Annotated in this window: 21 protein-coding genes, 1 tRNA gene and 3 pseudogenes; 19 read left to right on the forward strand and 6 right to left on the reverse strand. The window is 63.4% G+C overall.

Translation table 11 applies throughout. The features are described from left to right. Nucleotides 1-55 precede the first annotated feature (55 nt). The gene (locus tag F3Y30_RS06075) at nt 56-772 is read left to right on the forward strand and encodes a DUF1003 domain-containing protein (RefSeq protein WP_203425604.1); all 717 of its coding nucleotides are present in this window, start codon (nt 56-58) and stop codon (nt 770-772) included. A 55-nt stretch (nt 773-827) separates the two neighbouring features. Here the strand turns inward: F3Y30_RS06075 and F3Y30_RS06080 are convergent, their stop codons facing one another. The 5 genes from F3Y30_RS06080 to F3Y30_RS06100 all read right to left on the reverse strand — a co-directional run bounded on the left by F3Y30_RS06080 (nt 828) and on the right by F3Y30_RS06100 (nt 4,732). After that, a complete protein-coding gene (locus F3Y30_RS06080) occupies nt 828-1,121 on the reverse strand; it encodes a hypothetical protein (RefSeq protein WP_203425605.1) in 294 nt (97 codons plus the stop codon). Between the two features lie 58 nt (nt 1,122-1,179). Continuing rightward, nucleotides 1,180-1,797, reverse strand: coding sequence for a L,D-transpeptidase (locus tag F3Y30_RS06085; RefSeq protein WP_246752955.1), 618 nt, complete (start codon nt 1,795-1,797; stop codon nt 1,180-1,182). 83 nt (nt 1,798-1,880) lie between these two features. Beyond that, nucleotides 1,881-2,816 (reverse strand): glycine betaine ABC transporter substrate-binding protein, encoded by a 936-nt coding sequence (locus tag F3Y30_RS06090; protein ID WP_203426502.1) that lies wholly within the window; start codon nt 2,814-2,816, stop codon nt 1,881-1,883. A 230-nt stretch (nt 2,817-3,046) separates the two neighbouring features. Further along, nucleotides 3,047-3,466, reverse strand: a complete 420-nt coding sequence (locus tag F3Y30_RS06095) for a hypothetical protein (RefSeq protein WP_203425606.1) — start codon at nt 3,464-3,466, stop codon at nt 3,047-3,049. A 222-nt stretch (nt 3,467-3,688) separates the two neighbouring features. Beyond that, the gene (locus F3Y30_RS06100; protein WP_203425607.1) at nt 3,689-4,732 is read right to left on the reverse strand and encodes a calcium-binding protein; all 1,044 of its coding nucleotides are present in this window, start codon (nt 4,730-4,732) and stop codon (nt 3,689-3,691) included. 155 nt (nt 4,733-4,887) lie between these two features. Between F3Y30_RS06100 and F3Y30_RS06105 the strand changes: the two genes are divergently transcribed. The 15 genes and pseudogenes from F3Y30_RS06105 (at nt 4,888) to F3Y30_RS06175 (ending at nt 21,662) form a co-directional block, all read left to right on the forward strand. Beyond that, nucleotides 4,888-5,238: a PepSY domain-containing protein gene (locus F3Y30_RS06105; protein ID WP_203425608.1), complete on the forward strand. Its 351-nt coding sequence runs from the start codon at nt 4,888-4,890 to the stop codon at nt 5,236-5,238. Further along, complete coding sequence (locus F3Y30_RS06110; RefSeq protein WP_203425609.1) at nt 5,238-5,900, forward strand: response regulator transcription factor; 663 nt, start codon at nt 5,238-5,240, stop codon at nt 5,898-5,900. The genes F3Y30_RS06105 and F3Y30_RS06110 overlap by 1 nt, the downstream gene beginning before the upstream one ends. Continuing rightward, entirely contained in the window at nt 5,897-7,240 is a 1,344-nt protein-coding gene (locus F3Y30_RS06115) for a HAMP domain-containing sensor histidine kinase (RefSeq protein ID WP_203425610.1), read from the forward strand. The genes F3Y30_RS06110 and F3Y30_RS06115 overlap by 4 nt, the downstream gene beginning before the upstream one ends. A 182-nt stretch (nt 7,241-7,422) precedes the next feature. Further along, nucleotides 7,423-8,394: an AAA family ATPase gene (locus F3Y30_RS06120; protein WP_203425611.1), complete on the forward strand. Its 972-nt coding sequence runs from the start codon at nt 7,423-7,425 to the stop codon at nt 8,392-8,394. Nucleotides 8,395-8,410: 16 nt separating this feature from the next. Further along, on the forward strand, nt 8,411-9,406 hold the full coding sequence (locus tag F3Y30_RS06125) for a DUF58 domain-containing protein (protein WP_203425612.1): 996 nt from the start codon (nt 8,411-8,413) through the stop codon (nt 9,404-9,406). Further along, nucleotides 9,407-9,931 (forward strand): DUF4381 domain-containing protein, encoded by a 525-nt coding sequence (locus F3Y30_RS06130; protein ID WP_203425613.1) that lies wholly within the window; start codon nt 9,407-9,409, stop codon nt 9,929-9,931. Next, complete coding sequence (locus tag F3Y30_RS06135) at nt 9,918-10,919, forward strand: VWA domain-containing protein (RefSeq protein ID WP_203425614.1); 1,002 nt, start codon at nt 9,918-9,920, stop codon at nt 10,917-10,919. Before F3Y30_RS06130 ends, F3Y30_RS06135 begins: the two co-directional genes overlap by 14 nt. Further along, entirely contained in the window at nt 10,916-12,487 is a 1,572-nt protein-coding gene (locus F3Y30_RS06140; protein ID WP_203425615.1) for a VWA domain-containing protein, read from the forward strand. The genes F3Y30_RS06135 and F3Y30_RS06140 overlap by 4 nt, the downstream gene beginning before the upstream one ends. Further along, nucleotides 12,484-13,866 (forward strand): BatD family protein, encoded by a 1,383-nt coding sequence (locus F3Y30_RS06145; protein ID WP_203425616.1) that lies wholly within the window; start codon nt 12,484-12,486, stop codon nt 13,864-13,866. Before F3Y30_RS06140 ends, F3Y30_RS06145 begins: the two co-directional genes overlap by 4 nt. A gap of 174 nt (nt 13,867-14,040) precedes the next feature. Further along, nucleotides 14,041-15,620, forward strand: a pseudogene (locus F3Y30_RS06150) (arylsulfatase). 364 nt (nt 15,621-15,984) lie between these two features. Beyond that, on the forward strand, nt 15,985-16,662 hold the full coding sequence (locus F3Y30_RS06155; protein WP_246752884.1) for a CerR family C-terminal domain-containing protein: 678 nt from the start codon (nt 15,985-15,987) through the stop codon (nt 16,660-16,662). Continuing rightward, nucleotides 16,659-17,669 (forward strand): secretion protein HlyD, encoded by a 1,011-nt coding sequence (gene hlyD, locus F3Y30_RS06160; RefSeq protein ID WP_203425618.1) that lies wholly within the window; start codon nt 16,659-16,661, stop codon nt 17,667-17,669. The genes F3Y30_RS06155 and hlyD overlap by 4 nt, the downstream gene beginning before the upstream one ends. Then, complete coding sequence (locus F3Y30_RS06165) at nt 17,666-19,417, forward strand: ATP-binding cassette domain-containing protein (RefSeq protein ID WP_203425619.1); 1,752 nt, start codon at nt 17,666-17,668, stop codon at nt 19,415-19,417. Before hlyD ends, F3Y30_RS06165 begins: the two co-directional genes overlap by 4 nt. Next, complete coding sequence (locus F3Y30_RS06170) at nt 19,414-20,550, forward strand: ABC transporter permease (protein WP_246752885.1); 1,137 nt, start codon at nt 19,414-19,416, stop codon at nt 20,548-20,550. The genes F3Y30_RS06165 and F3Y30_RS06170 overlap by 4 nt, the downstream gene beginning before the upstream one ends. Beyond that, nucleotides 20,550-21,662, forward strand: a complete 1,113-nt coding sequence (locus F3Y30_RS06175) for an ABC transporter permease (RefSeq protein WP_203425620.1) — start codon at nt 20,550-20,552, stop codon at nt 21,660-21,662. The genes F3Y30_RS06170 and F3Y30_RS06175 overlap by 1 nt, the downstream gene beginning before the upstream one ends. Nucleotides 21,663-21,827: 165 nt before the next feature. On the opposite strand, the gene F3Y30_RS06180 is transcribed toward F3Y30_RS06175, so the two are convergent. Continuing rightward, nucleotides 21,828-21,902 (reverse strand) — tRNA-Thr (locus F3Y30_RS06180). A gap of 159 nt (nt 21,903-22,061) precedes the next feature. Between F3Y30_RS06180 and F3Y30_RS06185 the strand changes: the two genes are divergently transcribed. The 3 genes and pseudogenes from F3Y30_RS06185 (at nt 22,062) to F3Y30_RS06195 (ending at nt 24,269) form a co-directional block, all read left to right on the forward strand. Further along, nucleotides 22,062-22,259, forward strand: a complete 198-nt coding sequence (locus F3Y30_RS06185; RefSeq protein ID WP_203425621.1) for a hypothetical protein — start codon at nt 22,062-22,064, stop codon at nt 22,257-22,259. 164 nt (nt 22,260-22,423) lie between these two features. Next, nucleotides 22,424-23,714, forward strand: a pseudogene (gene murA / locus F3Y30_RS06190) (UDP-N-acetylglucosamine 1-carboxyvinyltransferase). 118 nt (nt 23,715-23,832) lie between these two features. Then, a pseudogene (locus F3Y30_RS06195) lies at nt 23,833-24,269 on the forward strand (DUF2948 family protein). The last annotated feature ends 28 nt before the right edge of the window (nt 24,270-24,297 follow it).

A 24,297-nucleotide genomic window follows, 5' to 3' on the forward strand; every position in this document is an offset into this window, starting at 1 on the left:
TTCTGTTGGACCATAATGCGGGCCCCAGCATTGCTTCGAATCCAGGGCGGATCCCATGGCAAACGATTCTTCAGCCGCCACCAGAACGCGGACCGGATGCTGCGCCGTTTGCGGGAGGACCTTTCCGCTCGGCCGGCTCTATCGGGCGCAGCATCTTCGGCCGAGGTTGAACGAGGCGATCGCCCGGGAGACTTCGGGCTGGAACGACAGCAGTCTCATCTGCAGCGAAGACCTGACGCGGTTTCGTCGCATCTACGTCGAAAGACTGCTGGAGGAGGAACGGGGCGAGCTCTCCGCGCTGGACAAGGAAGTGCTGGAGAGTTTCGAGAGGGGGCAATCCACGGTGCTCGGCACGGCGACCCCTTTCGAGGAGAGGTCAACGCTCGGTCAGCGGCTTGCCGATCGTGTCGCCTCCTTCGGTGGCTCCTGGACGTTCATCATCCTCTTTGTTTCGGTGCTCGTTTCCTGGATGGCGATCAACGTCACCGGGATTCTCTCCAACAACTTCGATCCCTATCCCTTCATTCTGCTCAACCTGGTTCTCTCCTGCGTCGCTGCCCTTCAGGCGCCGGTGATCATGATGAGCCAGAAGCGGCAGGAGGAGAAAGACAGGCAGCGCGCAGAGAACGACTACATGGTGAATCTGCGCGCCGAGCTGGAAATCCGCCAGCTGCACGAGAAAATCGACCACCAGATGGCCCATCAATGGGAGAGGCTGGCAGAACTCCAGCAAATTCAGATCGAACTGCTCGAACAGCGCGGCAAGCACTGATCCGCAACCAGCCGAGACTTCTCGTCTACCGCAAGCGGTCAGCCCCGGGTTCGCTTCACACGGGCTGGACCGACTTCACGCTGCCGTTGTTGTCCACGACGCAGTCGAACCTCCGCCCGCCGGCATCCAGTTCGACGCTGTAGGTCTGCGCGTCGATCTGGCGCGAGTTCATCGGAAGCACCTTCGTGCTCTCCGTCTTGGCGGAGCCTGCGACTGCGTTGGCGCAGATGAGCTGCAGATCAGCCGGCGCCGTCTGCAGTGTCGTACGGGCCATTTCCTCGGGCGGCGGCGGCGAGACGCAGCCGGCAAGGGCGGCGGCGCAGCCCACCACGAGAACATGCAATGCCATTCCACGTCCGTTCGATCTCGTCGTCGACACGCAAAAGCCCTCCAGATGTCGCCGTTTTTCATACGCCCTTGTAAAGGGCGGCCCCCTGCATCAGCACGATGACCTTGGCTCCAATCTTCACGCGGGAGTGCAGGTCGATGATGTCGTCGTTGTTCATGCGTATGCAGCCCGAAGAAACGTCCAGGCCGATGGTCCAAGGCTCCACGGTGCCGTGGATGCGGTAAATCGTGTCGTTGTCTCCCTCGTAGAGGTAGAGAGCGCGGGCTCCCAGCGGATTGTCGGGGCCGCCAGGCATGCCGGCCGCCCATTTTGCCGCATTCGCGTCGCGGGCGACCATCTCGGCGGGCGGAGTCCATGTCGGCCATTCCGCGGTTCTGCCTACCCTGACGATGCCGGCCCAGCCAAATCCTTCCCGTCCGACGCCGATGCCGTAGCGTATCGCCTGCCCGCCGGGCTGAACCAGATAGAGAAAGTGCTGGTTGCCGTCGATGATGATGGTGCCCGGCGGCTCGGCGGTGCGGAACCGCACGACCTGCCTGCGAAACGCTTCCGGCAATTGCTTGTTGCGGGCAAAGTACTGCCGCGCCTTCTTCTTGTCGTAGTCGACCCATTTGCGGGTCTTGGAATCGAAGATCTGCGTTTGCGCTGCCACGGCTCCCAGGCCCGCGATCAGCATTCCGGCAGCGAGCAGAATGACGCCGGCGGTTCTTTTCCTGCTGGATGCGGTGTCCTTCCGGCGGCGCTCGAAGAATGTCGTCATCATTGCTTTGCCCATCCGTCGATGCGAGCTGCGTTATCCTCGACCCATTTCCTGGCATAGTCGGGAGGTGACTGGCGCTCGACCTCGAGGGCGTAGCTCATCTGCGTGACCTCCTCGGGCGTCAGGTCGACCGCCTCAAGGAACTTGGCGATGTCGGGGTGCTTCGTTTTGAAGGCGGAGGCATAGGCAATGTGGAAATTTGCCGGTCCCCAGGCGACCGGAGCGCTCGACTTGGTGATCCAGAGCGGATCACTGGCGGGAACGATCTTCCACTTCGCCGGGTCATAGGGCGTCTCGGTCAGCCGGACGATCTTGTGCAGTTCGAAGACATGGTGGGGAGCATAGCAGTAGAACACCATCGGCCGGCCGGTGGCGACCGCCGCGTCTATGGCCGCCATGGCGACCTCTTCCTCAGCTTCCACGAGCGTCAGGTTGTTGGCGTATCCGTAGCTGTTGGCGCGCACCCGTTCGATCCCGGTCGAGGACCACGTCTGCGCGCCGATCCACATCTCGCCGCGTCCGTCCCCATCCGTGTCGAGCGCCTTCGTCTTCGCGGGGTTGCTGAGATCGGCGACGCTTCTTATCCCGTAGGTTTCAGCTGCGTCCGGTGTCGCGCAGATCCCCTGCCAGGCGGTTACGCTGTGGTCGCTGAGCACGACGGCGCGCTTCTGCACGACGAATTTCTGGATCACGTCGTCGAAGTTAGGCCGCCACACCTCTGGGTGGACGTCCACGGCGCCGGACTCGAGTCCGTTGAAGGCGGTGAGCGTGCCCATCTCCTTGACGTCCGCGTTGAGGGCGAACTCCTTGGCGATAGCGAGTTTCAGGATGTTTGCCGTGGCCTGACCGGATGGCCAGTTTGGCATGGCGATGACGAGATCCGCACCCATGGCGGGAAGCGTACCGGCGAAAGCGACCGCCGTGGCGAGCGCCATCGCGATGAACCTTGCATGTCGTTTCACGATTTCCCCCAAACAAACGCTCCCTTTGATGGGATCGTTCTAGAATGATCGCTAACTGCAAAATGCTTCATGCTGGTCGGTTTGACGCGTGCAGGATGCCCAGCTTGCGCGCTCTGGTCAACTTCTCTTTGTCTCGTAAGCGGGACAAGAAATGGGCAGTTTCGGAAATTCTGTCCCTTCTTTGCCGGCCCGATGCGGGAGAATCAGTCGGAAATCTCGACGGTGAGGGTGTAGTCGCAGCTTTCTGCCCGCCGCGCTGCATTGCGCATCAGATAGACGTCGACCGTGTAGTTGCCGGTTGCCGGAAGCACGTTGGCATACTCGTTTCCCTCCGCCGAACCGATGAAGATGGCGGCGTCGCCGACGGGCGGAAGCAGGTTGAAGTAGCAACTGTCGTTATCAGGCACGAAGAGTATGGAAATGGCCTGCCCGCCATTCGCGCCGACCACGTATCTGTGGCCGTCATCGCCCTTCACCGATCCCTTTATCGACTTGGAGCTGGCACCCGGATCGAACCTGATGATCTCCGTCTTTTCGGCTGCGGATGAACCTGAAGACAGCGACACGAGAACCGCGAATGCCGCACTCCCCATGCCGGGCATCCGGGCATTCCTGAGTGCCATGTCTGCTCCGTCTCGGACCCCGGGGGCCAGGCTTGTGAATGATTGTCTCGCGACGCTGTGGAAGGGCGAATTTCCGGGGCTGCCGGAACTTTGTCAAGGCAATCCCACCGGATATAGGAGCGGAAGGCGGTGTTCATGTCGGCACCGTGCGACGGGGGGAGGCATGCCGCCAGGCCAAGGAGGCGGGATGCCGCCGATGCGTGCCCGGCGGCATCCGGTCGATCATACGAACAGGAAGTCGCTCGCCTTCAGTTCCGCAATCGTGACGTCCTCGAAGGTCAGGGACGCACCGCCGAAGTCGATGTAGGTGTCCTCGCCATTGTCTATGGACTTGGCAAGTCCTCGCAACTCCCTGAAGTTTGCGACGCCGAGCGACGTATCGATCACGACGGTGTCGACGCCTGCCTGGAAGTCTTCGATCTCGGTGATGCCAATCGAGAACACGAAGGTGTCGGCGCCGGCGCCGCCTTCGAGTTCGTTGCGGCCGCTGCCGCCATCGAGGCGATCGTTGCCGGAACCGCCTTCCAGGTCGTCATTGCCGCTGCCGCCGAAGAGCGTGTCATTGCCGGAACCGCCCTCGAGGTCGTCGATTCCGCTGTTGCCATAAAGACGATCGTTGCCGCTGCCGCCGATGACGTCATCGTGGCCCGAGCCGCCCTTGAGCATATCGTTGCGGCCATAGCCGAAGAGCTTGTCGTTGCCGGAGCCGCCATCCAGCGTGTCCTTGCCGCTGGTGCCGACAAGCCGGTCATTCCCGCTCGAGGCCGCGGCAACCGGCTGCGAGCTGGTCGCGAAGCCGAAATGCGATGCCTTGAGGCTGTCGATCCTGGTGTCTTCGAGGCGCAGCGTGTTGCCACCGCCGAAGTCGAAGAGAACGTCCTCGCCATCATCGACAGTGCGCGCCTTGCTCATCAGTTCTGCAAAGCTGTCGATGCCGAGCGACGTGTCGATGCTGATCGTATCATCCGTGGTGTTGAAATCGTCGATCTCGTCCCGGCCGGAGGAGAAGACGAACAGGTCCCTGCCGGCGCCGCCTTCCAGTTCGTCATTGCCGGTGCCGCCGATCAGCGTGTCGTTGCCGCTGCCGCCCTCGAGCTCGTCATTGCCGGACCCGCCGTTCAGGTAATCGTTCCCCGAGCCGCCATCCAGGTCGTCGTTGCCTGCATAGCCGTAGAGCTTGTCGTTGCCGGCCAGGCCGTAGATGTCGTCGATCTTGCTCGTGCCCTTCAAGAGATCGGCCGCCGTCGTGCCCCTGAGCTTTGCCATTTGAACTTCCTTTCTGGTCTGTGCGACGAACAGCCCGGCGCCGGATGCAGCCGGGTGCGTCTTTTACGCTTCGACCAGTCTGTACGGTCCGGGCTTTCGGCACCCTGACAACGATTGTCAGCGAAATGTCAGTTTGAATCCGGTAGGGATGGGGCATGACCTCAAGACCCCACCATCGCCGAATGCTGCTGCGAATCCTGGCAGCCTGCTTTTTCCTCTATCCCGTCGTTGCCTTGAGCGAGACGGCGGACGATGATGACGACGCGAACGACGCGCGCGAGCACTACGAGGCCCGCGAGGCCTTGCGTCTCGGGCAGATTCGTCCACTGGAGGAGATCATCGCCACCGTGCGCAAGGAGATTGCCGGTGACATCATCGAGATCGAGTTCGAGCGCGAAGACGGGCGTTATATCTACGAGCTCGAGATCATCCAGCCGTCCGGACAGATCGTCGAAGTCGACGTCGACGCCAGCACGATGCAAATTCTGAAGCGCGAGGAAGACTAGTGCGGCTTCTGGTTGTGGAAGACGACCACAGGATAGGCGAGGACATCAGGAGTGTTCTGACCTCTGCCGGCTATGCGGTCGACCTCCTGCACAATGGGAAGGATGCCTGGTTCAGGGGCGATACGGAGGACTATGGCCTCATCGTTCTCGACCTCGGCCTGCCCGGGATGGATGGCATCAGCGTGCTGAGGCAGTGGCGCGCAAGCGGACGCCACACGCCGGTGCTCGTCCTGACGGCCCGCGGCAGCTGGGCGGAACGGGTCGAGGGCATTGACGCCGGTGCGGACGATTACCTGCCCAAGCCGTTCCAGTTCGAGGAACTGCTGGCGCGCGTCCGCGCGCTCATCAGGCGCTCGGTCGGGCATGGCGCGGCGACGATCGAAGTCGGCGAACTGCTCATCGACACGCGCATGATGCGCGTCAGCATCTCCGGCATGCCGCTCAACCTCACGCCCTTCGAATACCGGCTGGTCAGCTATCTGGCACATCACCGCGGCCGCGTCGTGCCGGCATCCGAGCTGCAGGATCATGTCTATGGCGACGACTACTCGCGTGATGCCAACGCGCTCGAAGCGATGATTGCCCGGCTGAGGAAAAAGCTTGGAAGCACGGCGATCACCACCCGAAGGGGGTTCGGCTACCTGATGGGTGACGACACGTGATCTCGCGCAGGTCGCTTCGCCTGCGCCTGGCGCTGGCCGGCACCGCCTCGATCGGCGTCGCGCTTGTCGTCGCCTTCTTCGGTCTCTCCTTCCTCTTCGAGCGGCATGTGGAGCGCCGCGTCGCGGGTGAGCTCAAGCTTCATCTCGACCAGGTCATAGCCGGTTTAGGGCTCGATTCAGCCGGGAAGCTCGATGTATTCCGGCCTCCCGTCGATCCCCGGTTCCAGCGGCCGCTCTCCGGTCTCTACTGGCAGATCGAGGGACAGGATCTCGAGCGCCGGTCGCGCTCGCTCTGGGATGAGGCGATCGACCTGCCGGAGCTTGCCGGCACGGGCCTGCAGGAACTGTCGGTTTCCGGTCCCGACCATGCTGAACTTCTCGTCATGGCGCGGCAAGTGGTGACCGAAGACAGGCTTGGCGACCAGCCCGTCGTGGCGGCAGTGGCGATTGACCGGGCTGACATTACCAGTGCGACCGCTGCGTTCCGGCGCGACCTGCTCCCCTTCATCGCCCTTCTGGCGGCGGTGCTCGTTGCTGCGAGCCTCGCACAGATCGTCATCGGGCTTCGCCCGCTGGCGGATCTGAGAGAGCGGATCGCGCGCATCCGTAATGGAGATGCTCAACGGCTTGGCACCGCTTTTCCCGACGAGGTCCAGCCGCTGACGAGTGAAGTGGACGCACTGCTCCAGTCGCGCGAAGAGCAACTGCGCAAGGCACGGGAACGAGCGTCTGAGCTCGCCCACGCCTTCAAGACGCCCCTGCAGGCGCTCTCCGGCGACGTGCTCCGGCTGCGCGAGGCCGGGCAGGTGGAAGCGGCACAGGAAATCGAATCCCTGATCGTGGTCATGCGTCGCCTGGTCGACCATGAGATGGCCCGTGCCCGCATGGCCGGGCCGGGGCATTCGGCCCGCTCGGATCTTCGCCGTGTGGTGTCGAGTGTCGTAGCCGTCGTCGGCCGTACTCCGGCAGGGCAGAAGATCGACTGGGCGATCGACATACCCGCGGATGTCGATGTCCGGATGGACCCCGACGATCTGTCCGAGCTCATCGGCAGCCTGACGGAAAACGCGGCGCGTTATGGCCGCTCCGAAGTGTCGATTAGGGCGGCCCGCACCGGCGGAGCGGTCACCGTCGAAATCGAAGACGACGGACCGGGCATCGAGGAAGAGAAGCTCAAGAACGTTCTGCGGCGCGGCGAGCGGCTGGATACGACGAGCGGCGGTGCCGGTCTCGGGCTGGCGATTGCCGAGAGCATCGTGCAGACGGTCGGAGGCGAAATCGTGCTCGGAAACCGCAGTCGCGGCCTGCATGTCGCCCTTCGTCTGCCCGCAGCGTCATAGGACGTCGGGCAAGGGCAAACTGCTTGGGCGTTGGCGGACTCGCGCCGCATTGAACGGACCTGCCCTTGAAGATCGGCAGCAAGCGGATATTTTCCTCTACACGCGGCAGATATGCCGTGCAATTTTTCGTTGTCGTTCCAGCATTCGACGTTCGCCGTAAAAGTCCTGATGCGGGGGGTGCAATGGGCAATCGGGAAGATATCCAGGCGCTGGGCAAGCGCATTGGGCAGTCGATTATCGGCCAGGAGGAAATGATCGAGCGATTATTGCTCGGCCTGCTCGGCAACGGGCACCTGCTGGTGGAGGGCCTGCCGGGTCTTGCCAAGACCCGCGCCATCAAGAGCCTCGCGAAAAATCTCGACGCCAGCCTTTCGCGAATCCAGTTCACGCCTGACCTGCTTCCCTCCGACATTACCGGGTCCGAGGTCTATTTCAGCGAGAGCGGCAAGGGCGAGTTCAAGTTCCAGCAAGGGCCCATCTTCGCCAACCTGATCCTGGCCGATGAGATCAACCGCGCGCCGGCGAAGGTGCAGTCAGCACTTCTCGAGGCGATGGAGGAGCGACAGGTGACCGTCGGCGGACAGAGCCACCCGCTCGCGGATCTCTTCCTCGTCATGGCGACACAGAACCCGATCGAGCAGGAAGGCACCTATCCTCTGCCGGAGGCCCAGCTCGACCGGTTCCTCATGCACATTCGCGTCGACTATCCGGACGCCAAGTCGGAAGTGGCGATCATGGAACTGGTCCGCTCCGAGGAGAAGGCGGACCATGGCAAGGGCAACGCTCCGCAGAAGCTGGACGCCGACGTCGTGCTTGCTGCGCGCGCCGAGATTTCGGACGTTGCCGTTTCAAAGGCGATCGAGGACTACATCGTCGCGCTCGTGATGGCGACGCGCTATCCGGACAAGGTCGACCCGGAGCTCGCCAAGTGGATCCAGGTCGGCGTCAGCCCCCGCGGCGTGATCGGGCTCGACAAGGTCTCGCGCGCGCATGCCTGGCTGAACGACAGGGATTTCGTGACCCCGGACGACGTACAGGCGACGGTGCATGACGTGTTCCGTCACAGGCTCGTTCTCTCATACGAGGCCCACGCCGGCGGGGTAACCGCTGACCAGGCGATTGATCGTATCGTTGAAAAGGTGGCGACCGCCTGATCGGGAGGGACTTGCAGTGGCGATTTCTCTGCCGGCCTTCGGAAGGACTAAAGGGATCGTGCGGACAGACACGCGCCGATCCGACGGTGTCTACGTCTCCGTCGACGACCTCGCCGCGCTGGAGCTGATCGCCTGCGACCTGACCTTCCTGCGCAAGGGTCCCGTGCGCCGCCTTCTCGCTGGCCGCCACGAGTCGCGCATTCGCGGCCGGGGCCTCAGTTTCGAGGAACTCCGCACCTACTTGCCGGGCGACGACATCCGCACGATCGACTGGCGGGTCACCGCTCGCACGGGGCAGCCTTTCGTGCGTGTCTATGACGAGGAAAAGGACCGGCCGGCGCTCGTCGTCGTCGACCAGCGTATCAACATGTTCTTCGGCAGCCGCCGATCGATGAAATCGGTTGCAGCCGCCGAAGTGGCCGCACTCTGCGCATGGCGGGTCGTTGCACTCGGAGACCGCGTCGGTGGAATGGTCTTCGATGACGTGGATGAGGAAGCCATCCGGCCACACCGTAGCCGCGAGGCGGTGATCCGCTTTGCAGAGGCGATCGCGAAGAAGAACAACGCGCTGAGTGCAGCGTCTGAGACCAAGAGGGCGGCCGGACAGCTGGACGCAGTCCTTTCGAAGGTCGCGGCCGTTGCCCGTCACGATCACCTGATCATTGTCGTCAGCGACTTCGACGGTCATGGACCCTCGACGCGCGACCTTCTCCTCAGGATGTCCGTGGCTAACGACGTGATCGCCATCCTGGTCTACGATCCCTTTCTCCTGAACCTTCCGCGTCACGGCGAAATGGTGGTGAGCGGCGGCGCGCTCCAGGCGGAACTGCAGTTCGGCCGCAGCAATGTTCGTGATGCAGTGGACAACTTCGCCCGAACCCGCGGCCGCGAATTGCTGTCGTGGCAGAAGGAGATGGGGCTGCCGATGTTGCCTATCTCCACTGCTGAAGAGGTGGCACCGCAGTTGCGCACGCTTCTCGGCCAGCTCGCCTGGCGGCAGAGGAGGCGCTGAATGGAGCCTTCTACCCCACCGCAGGATCCGATGCTCGACGCCACTCTGCGGGAACTGGCCGACATCGCCTTGCCGCCCCCCGTCTCGATGATGCCTGCGACGTGGGGATGGGCGGTGTTGGCCGCCGTCGTCGCGCTCACGCTCGCCTTTTTCCTGTGGCGCTGGCTGCGCCACCGCGCGCAGAACCGCTACAGGCGTGAGGCATTGGCGGAGCTTTCGAAGCTGGAGGCGTCGATCGCAGGGCCTGCAGCACGTCGCTACGCTCTCGCATCCCTGCCGGCACTCATCAAGCGGACCGCGCTCGCAGCATGGCCGCGCGAAACGGTTGCAGCACTCAGCGGACCGGGCTGGTCCGATTTCCTCAAGGCCCATGCCGGCAAGGCGAGGATCGACGAGGATGCCTATCGCTTCCTTGCCGAAACCCAGTACCGGGTGCCTGCGCTCGCCATGGTGGACGAAGGCGCGGCCCGGCGCACGATTTCCGCCGCACGCCAATGGATCGAGGGCCACGATGTACACCCTTGATCATCCGTGGCTGCTGCTGCTGTTCCCCTTGCCGCTGCTCTTCTGGTGGCTGCTGCCACCCTATAGCGAACAGACGCCGGCCGTCCGAATACCCTTCTTCGACGACATTGCGAAAGCGGCCGGTATCGGCCCGACCGAAGGCGCGGTCGTTCCGCGAGCCAACCTTCTGCAGAAGATCATCCGGCCGCTCTGCTGGCTGTTGCTGCTCTTGGCAGTGGCCCGGCCGCAATATGTCGAACCGCCGATCGAGAAGACTGAGCCGCAGCGCGACCTGATGCTCGCGCTCGACCTTTCGCAATCGATGGACACGCGTGACTTTCGCGATCCGCAGGGCAATCTTGAAGCGCGTGTCGACGGTGTGAAGGCGGTGGTCGCTGACTTCATCGACCGGCGGCCGCACGATCGCCTGGGACTGATCGCCTTTGGCGACGCTCCTTACCCGCTTGTTCCCTTCACCATGGATCATGGCACGGTCCGCAGCATGCTCGCCGGCACTCTGCCCGGCATGGCGGGGCCAAGCACTGCGGTGGGCGATGCGATCGGCCTTTCGATCAAGCTGTTCCAGAAGAGCAATGCCCCGGACAAGGTGCTGATCATCCTGACCGACGGCAATGACACCGCAAGCAAGATGCCGCCCGACAAGGCCGCGGAAATCGCAAACGACAACCACATCCGCATCCACGCGATCGGGATCGGCGACCCGAATGCTCAGGGTGAACAGAAGCTCGATACCGCGATGCTCGAGAAGATCGCCACCGCGACCGGCGGGCGCTTCTTTCTCGGCCAGGACCAGAAAGGACTTGCCGATATCTATGCACTGCTCGACGAAATCACGCCGGCAAACCAGAAGACGCTGAGCTGGCGCCCTCGGATCGACCTGTTTTACTATCCGCTCGGCGCCGCGGTCCTGCTCGTGCTCGGCTATCACGCCTTGATGTGGTTCCAGTCCATCAGCTCCCGGCGAAGGAACAGCGAGGCCGAGGCATGATCGCCGATTTCCACTTCCTGCGCCCCTGGTGGCTGCTGGCGGTGGCGGCGGCAATCCTGCTGCTCTGGATCCTCGCGCGGCAATCGGACATGCGCTCAAGGTGGAAAGACCTGATCGCACCGAACCTGCTCGACCACCTCCTCGTCGACCGAGGCGGGAGCTCCGGCTTTCGCCCGGTCCATCTGGTGGCCGGCCTCATCGCCCTGTCCGGTATCGCGGCCGCGGGGCCAACCTGGGAGCGGGAACGCCCGCCATTCGTGGAGGATACCGCGCCGCTTGCGATCGCCATCGATCTCGGCCCGACGATGAATGCCACCGACATCACCCCGACCCGGCTCGAACGGGTCAAGCTCAAGGTTCAGGATGTCATGGCGAGGCGAAAAGGCGCGCGCACGGCGCTGTTTGCCTATGCCGGCTCCGCCCATATGGTGCTGCCCCTGACCGATGATGCCGCGTTGGTCTCTACCTATCTGGCTGCGCTTTCGCCGGCGTTGATGCCCGTGGCCGGAAAAGATACCGCCAAGGCGCTGGCGACCGTGGAGGCCGCGCTCTCCGACGAAACGTCGCCGGGGACGATCCTGTTCATGACCGACGGCGTCGAGCGCGGTGCCTTTGGCGCATTCTCCGGCTACAAGGGTCGCAACGATCTGATGGTGCTCGGCATCGGCACGCCGGAAGGCGGTCCGGTGAAGATCGGAGATGGAGAATATCTGACTGATAGCACCGGTGCACGCGTCCAGGCACGCCTCGACGTCGCGGTACTGAAGGAGCTGCAATCCGCTTCCGGGGTCGAGGTGGCGACTATTACTCTCGATGACAGTGATGTGGACTGGATCGTCAGGCGGATCCAGACGTCGTTCGCCGAGAAGTCGGAAGAAGGCCTGACCCGGTGGCGCGACATGGGGTGGTACCTGACTATCCCGATCGCCCTGCTTGCCGCTTTCAGCTTCAGGCGCGGTCATGTCATCCATTGGTTCGGTGCCGGCCTGCTCGCCGTTTCGCTGAACCTCGCCGATCGGGCCGAAGCGGCAGATGTCACCTTCATCGATCTTTGGCAGACACTCGACCAGCAGGGACGGCGTGCCTTCGAGCATGGCGACTATGCGGCTGCCGCTGATCACTTTGCCGATCCGGCCTGGCGCGGCGTTTCGCTCTATCGCGCCGGCCGCTACCAGGACGCGATCGATGCCTTTGCGCAGTCGAACACTGCCGAGAGTTACTTCAATCAGGGCAACGCCCTGATGCACCTCGATAAACCGGATGAAGCCATCACCGCCTACCAGCAGGCGCTGAAGCAGCGCGTGGACTGGCTCGAGGCGAAGGCCAATCTGTCACTTGCGGAGCGGCGGAAGAAACAGAAGGACGACGAGGAGGACGAGCAGCAGCAGGAGGCGGCGGACCTTTCGCCGGACAAGATCCAGTTCGACGACAAGGGCAAGCGCGGCAAGGAGGGAAAGGTCGAGGCCGGCGCGCAGACCGCGGACATGTGGATGCGCAACATCCAGGTGTCGCCGGCGGATCTTCTCGCTCGCAAGTTCGCGATCGAGGCTTCGGGAGCGGGGCAATGACGAGCGGTAAGGCAAGACGTACCTTCTGGCCGTTGTTGACGCTGTTCTGCTGGCTCGCGGCGGCGGTTGCCGGTCATGCCGCCGATCCTTTTGCCCGGGTGGCGCTGCAGACAACTGGAAAACTCTACGTCGGCCAGCAGATCCTCATCGATGTCGATGTCCTCGTGCCGAACTACTTCCTCGAACCGCCGCAATTTCCTCCGTTCGACTTGCCGGGTACGGTCGTGACACTTCAGGACGGCCGGGCATTGAACCTCAACGAGACCGCCGAGGGAACCGACTATTCCGGCATCCGCCGCACCTACGCGATCACTCCGCTGGCGGCGGGCGACTACACCTTGCCGCCGGCGGAGATCGTCTTCGGCTATGCGGCGGTGCCCGGGCAGACCACCAAGGGCAGGGTGACGCTGCCGCCGTTCCGTTTCACGATCGGGGCCGCGCCGGGCGCTGCATCGGGTGGTTCGGGAGTCGTGTCCGCCAAGGTCACCCTGACGCAGGACCTTGACCACGATCCGGCGACGCTCAGGGCCGGAGATACACTGGTGCGAACGACAAACATTCGTGCCGAGGGCCTGCGGGCCATGATGATTCCCGAGCCGGAGTTCGCGGCACCCGCGGGCGTGCGCATCTACAGGCAGGACCCGGTGCTTTCGGAAGAGAAGGACCAGAATGGCGAGGCGATCGCCGGGCTGCGGAAGAATGTGGCGAGCTATCTGTTTTCCGAGCCCGGCACCTACGTACTCCCGGCAGTGGACATAAGCTGGTTTGATCCCGCCACCGCGACGACGCAGCATGAAACCGCGCCCGCGGTCACCGTGACCGTCGCCGCGGCGCCGGCCATCCAGACGGGGTTGGCGCCTCCACCTTCGGGCGAGAGGTCGACACCGGTGAGCTGGGTGGGAATTGCCGTTGCTGCAGCCGCGGTGCTGGGCGCGGGTCTCGCCATAGGGGGCAGCGCTCTTGGATTGACCTGGCTTGAGACGCGCTGGGAGGATCGGCGGGCGCGGCGGGAAAGCTCGGAGGCGGCGTTCTTCCGGAAGGTGGAGATCGCCTGCCGGGACGGATCCGAAGTCGAGCTTGCGCAGGCTCTCGATGCGTGGTCGCGCAAGGCCAGGATCGTCCCTCTGGCCGAATGGCTGCATGGTTTCGCCGACGCCGGCACTGTGGCGGCCTATGACGGTCTTCAGCGCGCCCTCCATGGCTCATCCGGCTCCGGTCGCCGCGGTGGACAGTCGGACGGTCTCATGGCGGGGCTCGACAGAGCCAGACGAGCATGGCTGCAGCACACGCGCAACGAGCCGACACGAGAGCAATCCGCCTTGCCGGCACTCAATCCAGATTTAGATGATTTCGAAAGGGTGGAAATAACTGCAATGTAATTCAAAGAATTACAATTTTTTGTAACTTGCAAGTCGTCAAGCTCTACCACATCCTGGCGCGGTTGTAGCCTCCGCCTGTTGGGAATTGCCTCTCAATCATCTTGGTTCGTAAGGAGCATCGCAATGATTCCTGCATTGAAGAGTGTTTGCGGCGGCCTTGGTCGGGCTGCCACCATGGCGTTGCGCCCCAACGCCCTGGCGCTTGCCGGAACCGTCTTTGTCTCGTCGATTGCCGGCCCGGCCGCACCGGTACATGCGCAAGATGCGGCAAAGCCGAATATCCTCGTCATCTTCGGTGATGACGTCGGCCAGACCAATATCAGCGCCTACTCGTTTGGCGTGATGGGCTACAAGACCCCGAACATCGACCGGATCGCCCGAGAGGGCATGATGTTTACCGACTACTACGCGGAGAACAGCTGCACGGCTGGTCGGTCGACCTTCATCACCGGGCAGACCTGCCTGCGTACCGGGCTCTGCAAGGTGGGGATTCCCGGCGCCCCGTCGGCCTTCAGGACCGGGACATCACAATCGCCCAGGCGCTGAAGCCGCTCGGCTATGCGACGGGACAGTTCGGCAAGAACCATCTCGGCGATCAGGACCGGTTCCTGCCGACTGCGCACGGCTTCGACGAGTTCTTCGGCAATCTCTATCATCTGAACGCAGAAGAGGAGCCCGAGCGGCCCTATTACCCGAAGAACGACGCGGCTTTCGTGAAGAGCAATTCGCCGCGCGGAGTGCTCCACAGCTTCGCCGATGGGAAGGTCGACGATACCGGCCCACTCAACCGCAAGCGGATGGAGACGATCGACGACGAAACGACGGAAGCGGCCATTGCCTTCATGCAGAAGCAGGTGCAGGCGGGCAAGCCGTTCTTCACCTGGATGAACACGACCCGCATGCACGCCTTCACCCATGTGAGGCCGAGCATGCAAGGTCAGAGCGGCATGCCGGGCAACGAGTATGCCGATGGCATGGTCGAGCATGACGGCGACGTGGGCAAGCTCCTGAAGGCGCTGGACGACCTCAAGGTCGCCGACAACACGATCGTCGTCTACACCACTGACAATGGCCCCAACCAGTGGTCCTGGCCAGATGCCGCAACGACGGCGTTCCGCAGCGAAAAGGACACGAACTGGGAAGGAGCCTTCCGCGTACCGGCGATGATCCGCTGGCCGGGCAAGGTCAAGGCCGGGGAAGTTTCCAACGATATGGTTTCGGGGCTCGACTGGTTCCCGACGCTGCTTGCTGCCGCGGGCGATCCCGATATCAAGGAGCGGCTCGTCAAGGGGACCGATGTCGCCGGCAAACCGTTTAAGGTTCATCTCGACGGCTACAACCAGCTACCCTACCTGACGGGCGAACAGCCGAAGTCGGCGCGTGAGGAATTCTACTACTTCAACGACGACGGAGAGGTGGTCGCATATCGCTATGGTAACTGGAAGATCGTCTTCTGCGAGCAGCGTGCTCCGGGCGGATTTTCGGTATGGGCAAATCCGTTCACGTGCCTGCGTGCGCCCAAGGTCTTCAACCTGCGCATGGACCCCTATGAACGGGCGGACGTCGTCTCCGACCAATACTACGACTGGCTGGCCAAGAACGCCTACCTGATCCAGTACGGCGTGTGGCGCGTTGCGCCGTTCCTTCAAACGTTCAAGGAGTTTCCGCCCAGCCAACGCTCCGCAAGCTTCAGCATCGATCAGATGGTCGAGGCGCTGATGAGATCCATGGATCAGGGGGCGGCGACAAAATAGCGTCGGCCATCTCCGGATAAGGATACGCCGGCGACGACCGGCGTATTTTCTCTATGCCCCCGGGGAGGCGCGATCCTTCCCGGTTGCGTGGCCTTCCGCTTGCTCCTCCGGTCACAGCACCCGCTCCTGGGCTTGGGCGACCTGTTCCCTTCGATAATCCGCTCCGTGAAGCACCTCCTGGTCAGACATCGTGCTGCTTCGACCGTCGGGATCTGCCGGTCGCCGGCCGGCGGCGGCGCGACCGGCGCTGGGTTGCAGCGGAGCTGCGAGTTGCGCTTGGGGTTACTCAGGAAAGCCTTGCTCGAGTTTTCAATCAATCGATTGACTTAATTTCGTTGTGATGTATATTCGCGATATGAAAAATATGACACCCCCCCTTTCACGAAGTGATGCGGCACGCGAGAAGCTCCTGAGCGCATCCATCGGCGTCTTCGGCCGTTATGGCTTCGACGGCGCCTCGACCCGACAGCTGGCGGAGGCCGCCGGCGTCAACCTCCAGGCGATCCCCTACTATTTCGGCAGCAAGGAGGGTCTCTATCTGGCAACTGCCGAATACCTCGCCGCGCAGATCGGCTCCTATACCGGCGAGATGCGCGGACAGATCGCCAGCCGATTGGCTGCGTTGGAGGAAGCGGGGCAGGCACTTGGCGTGACGGAGGCCCGAGCGATCCTGACCATGATGGCGCAGACCATGGTCACCCTGTTCATGAGCAAGACCTCCGAGCCCTGGGCCCGCTTCATCATCCGTGAACAGATGGAACCCACGGAAGCTTTCCGGCGGATCTACGAGAGCATCATGGGGCCGATGATCGGCACCGCACGGCGCCTGATCGGCGTCATTCTGGATGAGCCGCAGGACAGTGCCCATGTGCGTCTGCGCACGCTCTCCTTCGTCGGCAACATCATGATCTTCCGCGTCGCACATGCGGCCGTGCTGAAACAGATGGATTGGGAGAGTGTCGGGCCCAAGGAAATCGAGACTGTTCAGAGGCTTGCGGCAGAGCTTGTCGCAGCCGTCCGCCCGGATGGAGCCACGTCATGAAACTGTTCGTTCCCGCCGTCCTGCTGGCCGCCGTCGCCGCGGGCACCGCATGGTGGTATGACGTACCGCAGAAGCTCGGCCTGATGCCACAGCAAACCAATGAACTGCGCCTTTACGGCAATGTGGACATTCGCCAGGTCTCGCTCGGCTTCCGCGTCAGCGGTCGCGTCTCCGAGACTGCCGTCGACGAAGGCGACACGGTCAAGGCCGGCGCAGTCGTCGCTCGCCTCGATGCAGCCCCGCACCAGGCTGCCGTCAGGGCTGCCGAAGCCGAGGTCGGCGCCCGGCGCGCGACGCTCCAAAAGCTGAGGGCCGGTGCCCGGGCGACGGAAATCGCCCAGGCGCGCGCCCAGTACAACGAGACGTTGGCGGATCTCGAAAACGCCGAACTCGACCTCGATCGGGCAAAGCGGCTCGGCCCGTCGGGCACGATTTCCCAATCGACGCTCGATCGTGCTGTCGCGGGCAAGGCGAGTGCCGATGCGCGTGCTGAATCCGCCAGGGAGGCGCTCAAGCTTCTCGAGGAAGGCAGCCGTGCAGAGGATATCGCCGCGGCCGAATCCGATCTTGGTGCGGCTGAGGCTGCCCTGGCCTCCGCGAAGATCTCCCTGGACGACACCGAACTAAAGGCACCGAGCGACGGCGTCATTCTTTCCCGTGTACGCGAGATGGGGGCCATCGTTGCCCCGTCGGATACCGTGCTCGTCCTGTCTCTGAATGCGCCGGTCTGGGTGCGCGCCTATGTCGGTGAGACCAATCTCGGACGTGTCCATCCGGGCATGAAAGTGGAGATCACTTCGGACAGCAGCGGCGCCAAGCGCTACTCGGGAACGGTCGGCTTTATTTCGCCGGTCGCGGAATTTACGCCCAAGTCGGTGGAAACGCCGGAATTGCGCACGGACCTCGTCTATCGCTTGCGCATCATCGTGACGGACGCTGATGCCGCTTTGCGGCAGGGCATGCCGGTGTCGATCCACCTGCCTTCGCCGGAGGTCGCAGAGCGATGAGCGCGCCGATCGTGTCCGTGGAAAACGAGGTCGCGCGCCTGACCGACGTGGCGAAGCGGTTTGCCGCGGACGCCGCCCCGGCCCTCGACAGCATCTCGGGTACGATCCGCGGCGGCGAGATCACCGGTCTTGTCGGGCCGGACGGAGCGGGCAAGACGACGCTGATCCGCCTGATGACCGGGCTGATGCTGCCGGACAACGGCGAGGTGAGCGTTCTCGGCTTCGACACGCGGCGGGATCCGGCGTCGATCCAGGCTGCGATCGGGTACATGCCGCAGCGCTTCGGCCTCTACGAAGACCTCTCCATCCGCGAAAATCTCGACCTCTATGCCGACCTGCGCGGCCTGCCGCCCCGCGAACGTCCGGCGATCTACGACGAGCTCCTGACCTTCACCGACCTCGCGCGCTTTACGACGCGGCTGGCGGGGAAGCTCTCCGGCGGAATGAAGCAGAAGCTCGGCCTTGCCTGCGCGCTCCTGAAGAAGCCCAGGCTTCTTCTTCTTGACGAGCCCGGCGTGGGCGTCGATCCGATATCGCGCCGCGAATTGTGGGCGATGGTAGAGAACCTGACCAAGGAGGGGATAGGCGTGGTCTGGTCGACGGCCTATCTCGACGAGGCGGCGGCATGCGACCGCGTGTTGCTTCTCAACCAGGGCAAGCTTCTTTTTTCGGGCCCCCCGGCGGAGCTCACCGGCCGGGTCGAAAACCGCGTGTACCGCGTCACCGCCACGACCGGCCGTCGTCGGCAGGAGCTGGCGCGGCTGCTCGACGGCAAGGATGTGGTCGACGGCGTGATCCAGGGGGAAGCGATCCGCCTGGTCATGAGGCAAGGTACGACACCGGATGACATTGCGAGTACCGAGGGCGGCGAAGTGCATGCCGAGCTCGTCGCGCCCCGCTTCGAGGACGCCTTTGTCGATATGCTCGGAGGCGGTCCCGGCGGCCGCTCGGCGCTTGCAGAGGCACAGCGCAGATACGAGGTGGGCGACAGCCAGCCCGTCATCGTCGCCCGAGGACTGACGAAGCAGTTTGGTGATTTCACTGCCGCCGACAATATCAGCTTCGAGATCCCGCGTGGCCAGATTTTCGGTCTGCTAGGGCCCAACGGTGCGGGAAAGTCCACCACGTTCAAGATGCTCTGCGGTCTCCTGAAGCCTACGGGCGGCGAGGGCCGCGTCGCGGGCTTCGATCTGCGGCGCGATGCGGCGCAGGCGCGCAACCGTCTCGGTTACATGGCGCAGAAGTTCTCGCTCTACGGTGATCTTAGTGTCGGACAGAACCTCTCCTTCTTCGCGGGCGTCTATGGCCTCGGCGGGTCGGACAAGAAGAGGCGCATCGCGCTGATGACGGAAATCTTCGATCTCGGCCGTCGTCTCGACATGTCGGCGAAGGATCTGCCGCTCGGATTGAAGCAGCGCCTTGCGCTTGCCTGTGCAGTGATGCACGAGCCGGAAGCCCTGTTTCTCGACGAGCCGACATCGGGCGTCGATCCGATCACCCGCCGCGAATTCTGGACGCATATCAACGCACTCGTCGAAAAGGGCGTGACGGTGCTCGTCACCACCCATTTCATGGACGAGGCCGAGTATTGCGACCGCATTTCACTGATCTATCGCGGCCGCTCGATCGCACTCGGATCCCCTGACGAATTGAAGCGTAGCGTCGCGACACCCTCATTGCCAGACCCGACGATGGAGGACGCCTTCATCGCGCTCGTCGAGGGCTCGCAGCAAAGGGCGGCGGCATGATCATGACGCCCCAATCCTCCGGCCGCGCCGTTCGGTTCGCGGCCCTCGTGCGCAAGGAGAGCCTGCAGGTCATCCGCGACCCGAGCAGCATCCTGATCGCCTTCGTCCTGCCCCTCGTGCTTCTCTTCCTCTTCGGCTACGGTGTCTCGCTCGATACGACCAATACCCGCATCGGCCTGGTCAACGAACTGTCGTCGCCGCTGACGGACGACCTTGCCGCAAGTTTCCAGGCTTCGCGCTATTTCACCACCGACCTCGGTCGCGACCGGCGAGAGTTCGAGGAGGATCTGGTCAGCGGGCGCATTCGGGGCATCGTCGTCATCACCGCATCCTTTGGCTCGGACTTCGCGGCCCGGCGCAATCCGGCAATCCAGGTCGTCGTCGACGGCTCCGATCCGAACACGGCGAATTTCGTGCAGAACTATGTCCGCGGTACCGTCTCAACATGGGAGAGGCAACGGGCGAGCGAAAGCCGTGGAGAACTGCCGGCGATTTCGGTCGAGCAACGCTTCTGGTTCAATCCGGAGCTTGCCAGCCGCAACTTCCTTGTCCCCGGTTCAATCGCCATCGTCATGACGCTCGTCGGCACGCTGCTCACCTCGCTCGTGGTCGCGCGAGAATGGGAGCGCGGCACGATGGAGGCCATGATGGCGACACCAGTGACGGCGGCCGAGCTGCTCGCCGGCAAGATCCTTCCCTATTTCCTGCTCGGCCTCGCCTCGATGACGCTGTGCGTGGTCCTCGCCGTGTTCCTTTTCGCGGTACCGTTCCGCGGTTCGATCCTTGCTCTATATGCGCTTTCGGCGACATTCCTGATCCCGGCGCTGGGGCAGGGGCTCTTGATTTCCGCCGCGACCAAGAACCAGTTCCTTGCCTCGCAACTGGCGCTGATCTCCGCGTTCCTCCCGGCCTTCCTGCTGTCCGGCTTCCTGTTCGAGATCAACTCCATGCCGACGGTGATCCAGTGGATCACCTATATTGTGCCGGCGCGCTATCTCATCCCGAGCCTGCAGACCGTGTTTCTCGCCGGCGACATCTGGCCGATGTTCCTGCAGGCGATCGCCGTCATGCTGCTGATGGGGGTGGCGCTTTTCGCGCTCGCAGCGCGCAGTACCCGCAAGAGGATTGGCTGATGTGGTGGTTGCGCTTGAAATCGCTGATCGTCAAGGAACTGCTTGCGGTGCTGCGGGACCCGAAGAGCCGGCTGATCCTGATCGGCCCGCCGATCGTACAGCTGTTGGTGTTTTCCTACGCCGCGACGCTTGACGTGCGCAATGTCGACATCATGGTCCTGAACCGTGACAGCGGCCATTGGGGAAGCGAGCTCGTCCAGCGGATCGAGGCGTCTCCGACCTTCCGCAGCGTCGCCCGCGCCGACAGCCCCGAACAGCTGCGCCGGGCGATCGACCGGCAGCAGGTCACCGCGGCGATCCGCATCGATGCCAGCTTTTCGCGTGACATCGAGGCGGGCCGGCCGGCCGGCTTGCAGGTCGTCCTGGACGGACGCCGCTCAAACGCCTCGCAGATCGTCTCGGGGTACCTGATCCAGATCGTCGGCACGCTTTCGGCCGAGACGCCCTCCGGCAAGCGCAACCTTGCCGAAACGGTTCTGACGATCCCCCGCAACTGGTTCAATCCCAACCTCAATTTTCAGTGGTTCATGGTGCCGAACCTGGTGGCGAGCATCGCGCTGCTGATCGGGCTCATCGTCACGGCGCTCTCGATCGCCCGCGAGCGCGAACTCGGCACCTTCGACCAGCTGATGGTGTCGCCGCTTCGCACCCACGAGATTCTGATCGGCAAGCTTATCCCGCCGATGATCATCGGCCTGTTCCACATCTCGGTCTATATCCTGGCGGCCGTCTTCGTCTTCGGCGTACCGCTGCGCGGCTCGCTTCTCCTGCTCTACGGCAGTGCCTTTTTCTATCTGGCCTCCGTCGTCGGGCTCGGCCTGTTCATCTCCGCACTTTCGAAGACGCAGCAGCAGGCGATTCTCGGCGCCTTCCTGTTCCTCGTGCCGGCCATGCTGCTTTCGGGCTTCGCAACGCCAATCGAGAACATGCCGGACTGGCTTCAGCCGGTCACCGTCATCAATCCGCTCCGCTATTTCCTGGTTGTGGTGAAGGGCGTGTTCCTCAAGGACATTCCGCTCGAGGAGGTCGTCAGACAGACCGTTCCCCTATGCCTGATCGCAATCGTCACCCTCACCGCCGCCGCCTGGCTGTTCCGCCGGCGGATGGAGTGAAGACGACGGCCGAAACGCCGAAGCGAGGCCCCGCAGGCGTTTTCCCCATCGCTTGGGGGTCTGTCAAAGTGAATCGGCGCGAAGCACGAGTTTCCGAATTGCCGGACGTCAAGCAATCGGTCTTCGGGAGGGGACTCGCAAGTCGTTGAGATCTTGAGGGGAAAATGGTGCTGCTAGAGAGATTTGAACTCTCGGCCTCTCCCTTACCAAGGGAGTGCTCTACCCCTGAGCTATAGCAGCATTCAGCGAAGCGATCATGATGTGTTCGCTTCAAGCGAGGCGCCTATTGCCACAGCTGGACCCCCAGCGCAAGCCGCAAACGCAACATTGCCGCAACAAAAATTGCATGAGGTGCGGCCGAGCTTTTCGCAGGCGGGGTTTTTCGCTATGGAGACGGTCATGACGGACGATGAAAACACGGGCGGGAAGGCCGCCCAGAAGCAGAAGACCGAGGCGGAGCGGCGCGCGGAGCGACTGGCGAAGACGCTGCGCGAGAATTTGCAGCGCCGCAAGCAGCAGAGTCGCGCACGGCGTTCCGGTGCCGCAGACGAGGCAATCGGCCTTCCTGCCGCAAAAACGGACGAATCAGGAGATTAGTCGGCCCTGTCGCCGTCTCCTTGTCCGGAGGCGGTCGCGCATGGGGACAACCGGCCGCGCAAGCCGCGCGCCGGCAGACTTCATTTTTGTATTGCATTGCTCTAAAGAGGCGCTTTCTCCGAAAGCCGACGTTTCAGAAAGGCGGGCCAGGCCCGTAGGTATACATGGATCGTATCAGAATTGTAGGCGGCAGCGAACTGAGGGGCACTATCCCGATTTCCGGCGCCAAGAATGCCGCCTTGCCGTTGATGATCGCCTCGCTCCTGACCGACGATACGCTGACGCTCGAAAACGTGCCGCACCTTGCGGATGTCGAGCAGCTCATCCGTATCCTCGGCAACCATGGCGCCGACATTTCGGTCAACGGCCGCCGCGAGCGCCAGAGTGAAGGGTACTCGCGTACCATCCATTTCACCTCGCGCAACATTGTCGATACCACGGCGCCCTACGAGCTCGTCTCCAGGATGCGCGCGAGCTTCTGGGTGATTGGGCCGCTCCTGGCGCGCGAGGGCAGGGCCCGTGTCTCGCTGCCGGGCGGCTGCGCCATCGGCACGCGTCCGGTCGACCTTTTCATCGAGGCGCTGACGGCGCTCGGCGCCACCATTGAGATCGACGGCGGCTATATCGAAGCGCGCGCGCCGGAAGGCGGCCTCGTCGGTGCACGCTACACCTTCCCCAAGGTATCCGTCGGCGCCACGCACGTGATGATGATGGCTGCAACGCTTGCCCGGGCACGACCGTGATCGGCAATGCCGCCCGCGAGCCGGAAGTCCAGGATCTCGCGAAGTGCCTGAACGCCATGGGTGCGAAGATCAGCGGCGCCGGCACCGCGACGGTCACCATCGAGGGCGTGGACCAGCTTTCCGGCGCCCGCCATCGCGTGCTGCCCGACCGCATCGAGACCGGAACCTATGCCATGGCAGTGGCCATGACCGGCGGCGACGTCGTGCTCGAGGGCACGGAAGCGAAGCTCCTTGATACGGCGCTCGAGGCGATCCGGCGCTCGGGGGCGGAGATCACCTCCACCGAAACCGGTCTGCGCATCGTGCGCAACGGCGGCGGCATCAAGCCGGTCGATGTCGTCACCGACCCGTACCCGGCTTCCCGACTGACCTGCAGGCCCAGTTCATGGGCCTGATGACCAAGTCGAGCGGCATTTCCCACATCACCGAGACGATCTTCGAGAACCGCTTCATGCATGTGCAGGAGCTTGCCCGCCTCGGCGCCAAGATCTCGCTCTCCGGCCAGACAGCCAAGATCGAGGGCGTGGAGCGGCTGCGCGGCGCGCCGGTCATGGCGACCGACCTGCGCGCATCGGTCTCGCTGGTGATCGCCGGCCTTGCCGCGGAAGGCGAGACGGTCGTGTCGCGCGTCTATCATCTCGACCGCGGTTTCGAGCGGCTCGAGGAGAAGCTGACGCGCTGCGGCGCCAAGGTGGAGCGCATCAGCGATTGATTTCCCTTGCCGTGCCTCGGCTTGCGTGTTGCAGTTGGAGGCACGGCGTCCTATTTCGACAGGCAGGACAAAAGAGGCAGCCGACCTGAAGTCGTTGCGTCGTAAAGGACAGGAAAGCATGGACAGTCTGAAACTGCTTGCGCTCGATGCGGAAGACCTTGCAGTGGTTTCCGCGCATATGCAGGATGCGGTCTTCAAGGCCGGAGACCTCTCCTGGGATGCCCGTCACGGCCTTTTCAGCATCGCCGCCAACCGCTTCGTCTGGGAGAAGGCCGCAGCGGGTGGCAAGGGTTTCGAACGACGCCGGGCGATAATTGCGTTCAAGCGGGTGAGTGCAGTGCGTTCGATCGGCGTCGACCGCAAGGACGCGGAAGCGGTCTACTCGCTGCTGGCGTTGCGCTTCGAGCCGAAGGGGAAGGGCCGGATGGCACGGTCGAGGTGTTGATGTCCGGTCAGGCTTCGATCGCACTCGACGTGGAATGCGTGGAAGTGCAGCTTGCGGACACGGGCGGAGCATGGGAAACCACCTTGAAGCCCCGTCATCCGGCGGAGTGAAGTTTCGCCCCGCCGGTGGCCGGGCACC

Source organism: Sinorhizobium sp. BG8, from assembly GCF_016864555.1.
Taxonomy (GTDB): domain Bacteria; phylum Pseudomonadota; class Alphaproteobacteria; order Rhizobiales; family Rhizobiaceae; genus BG8.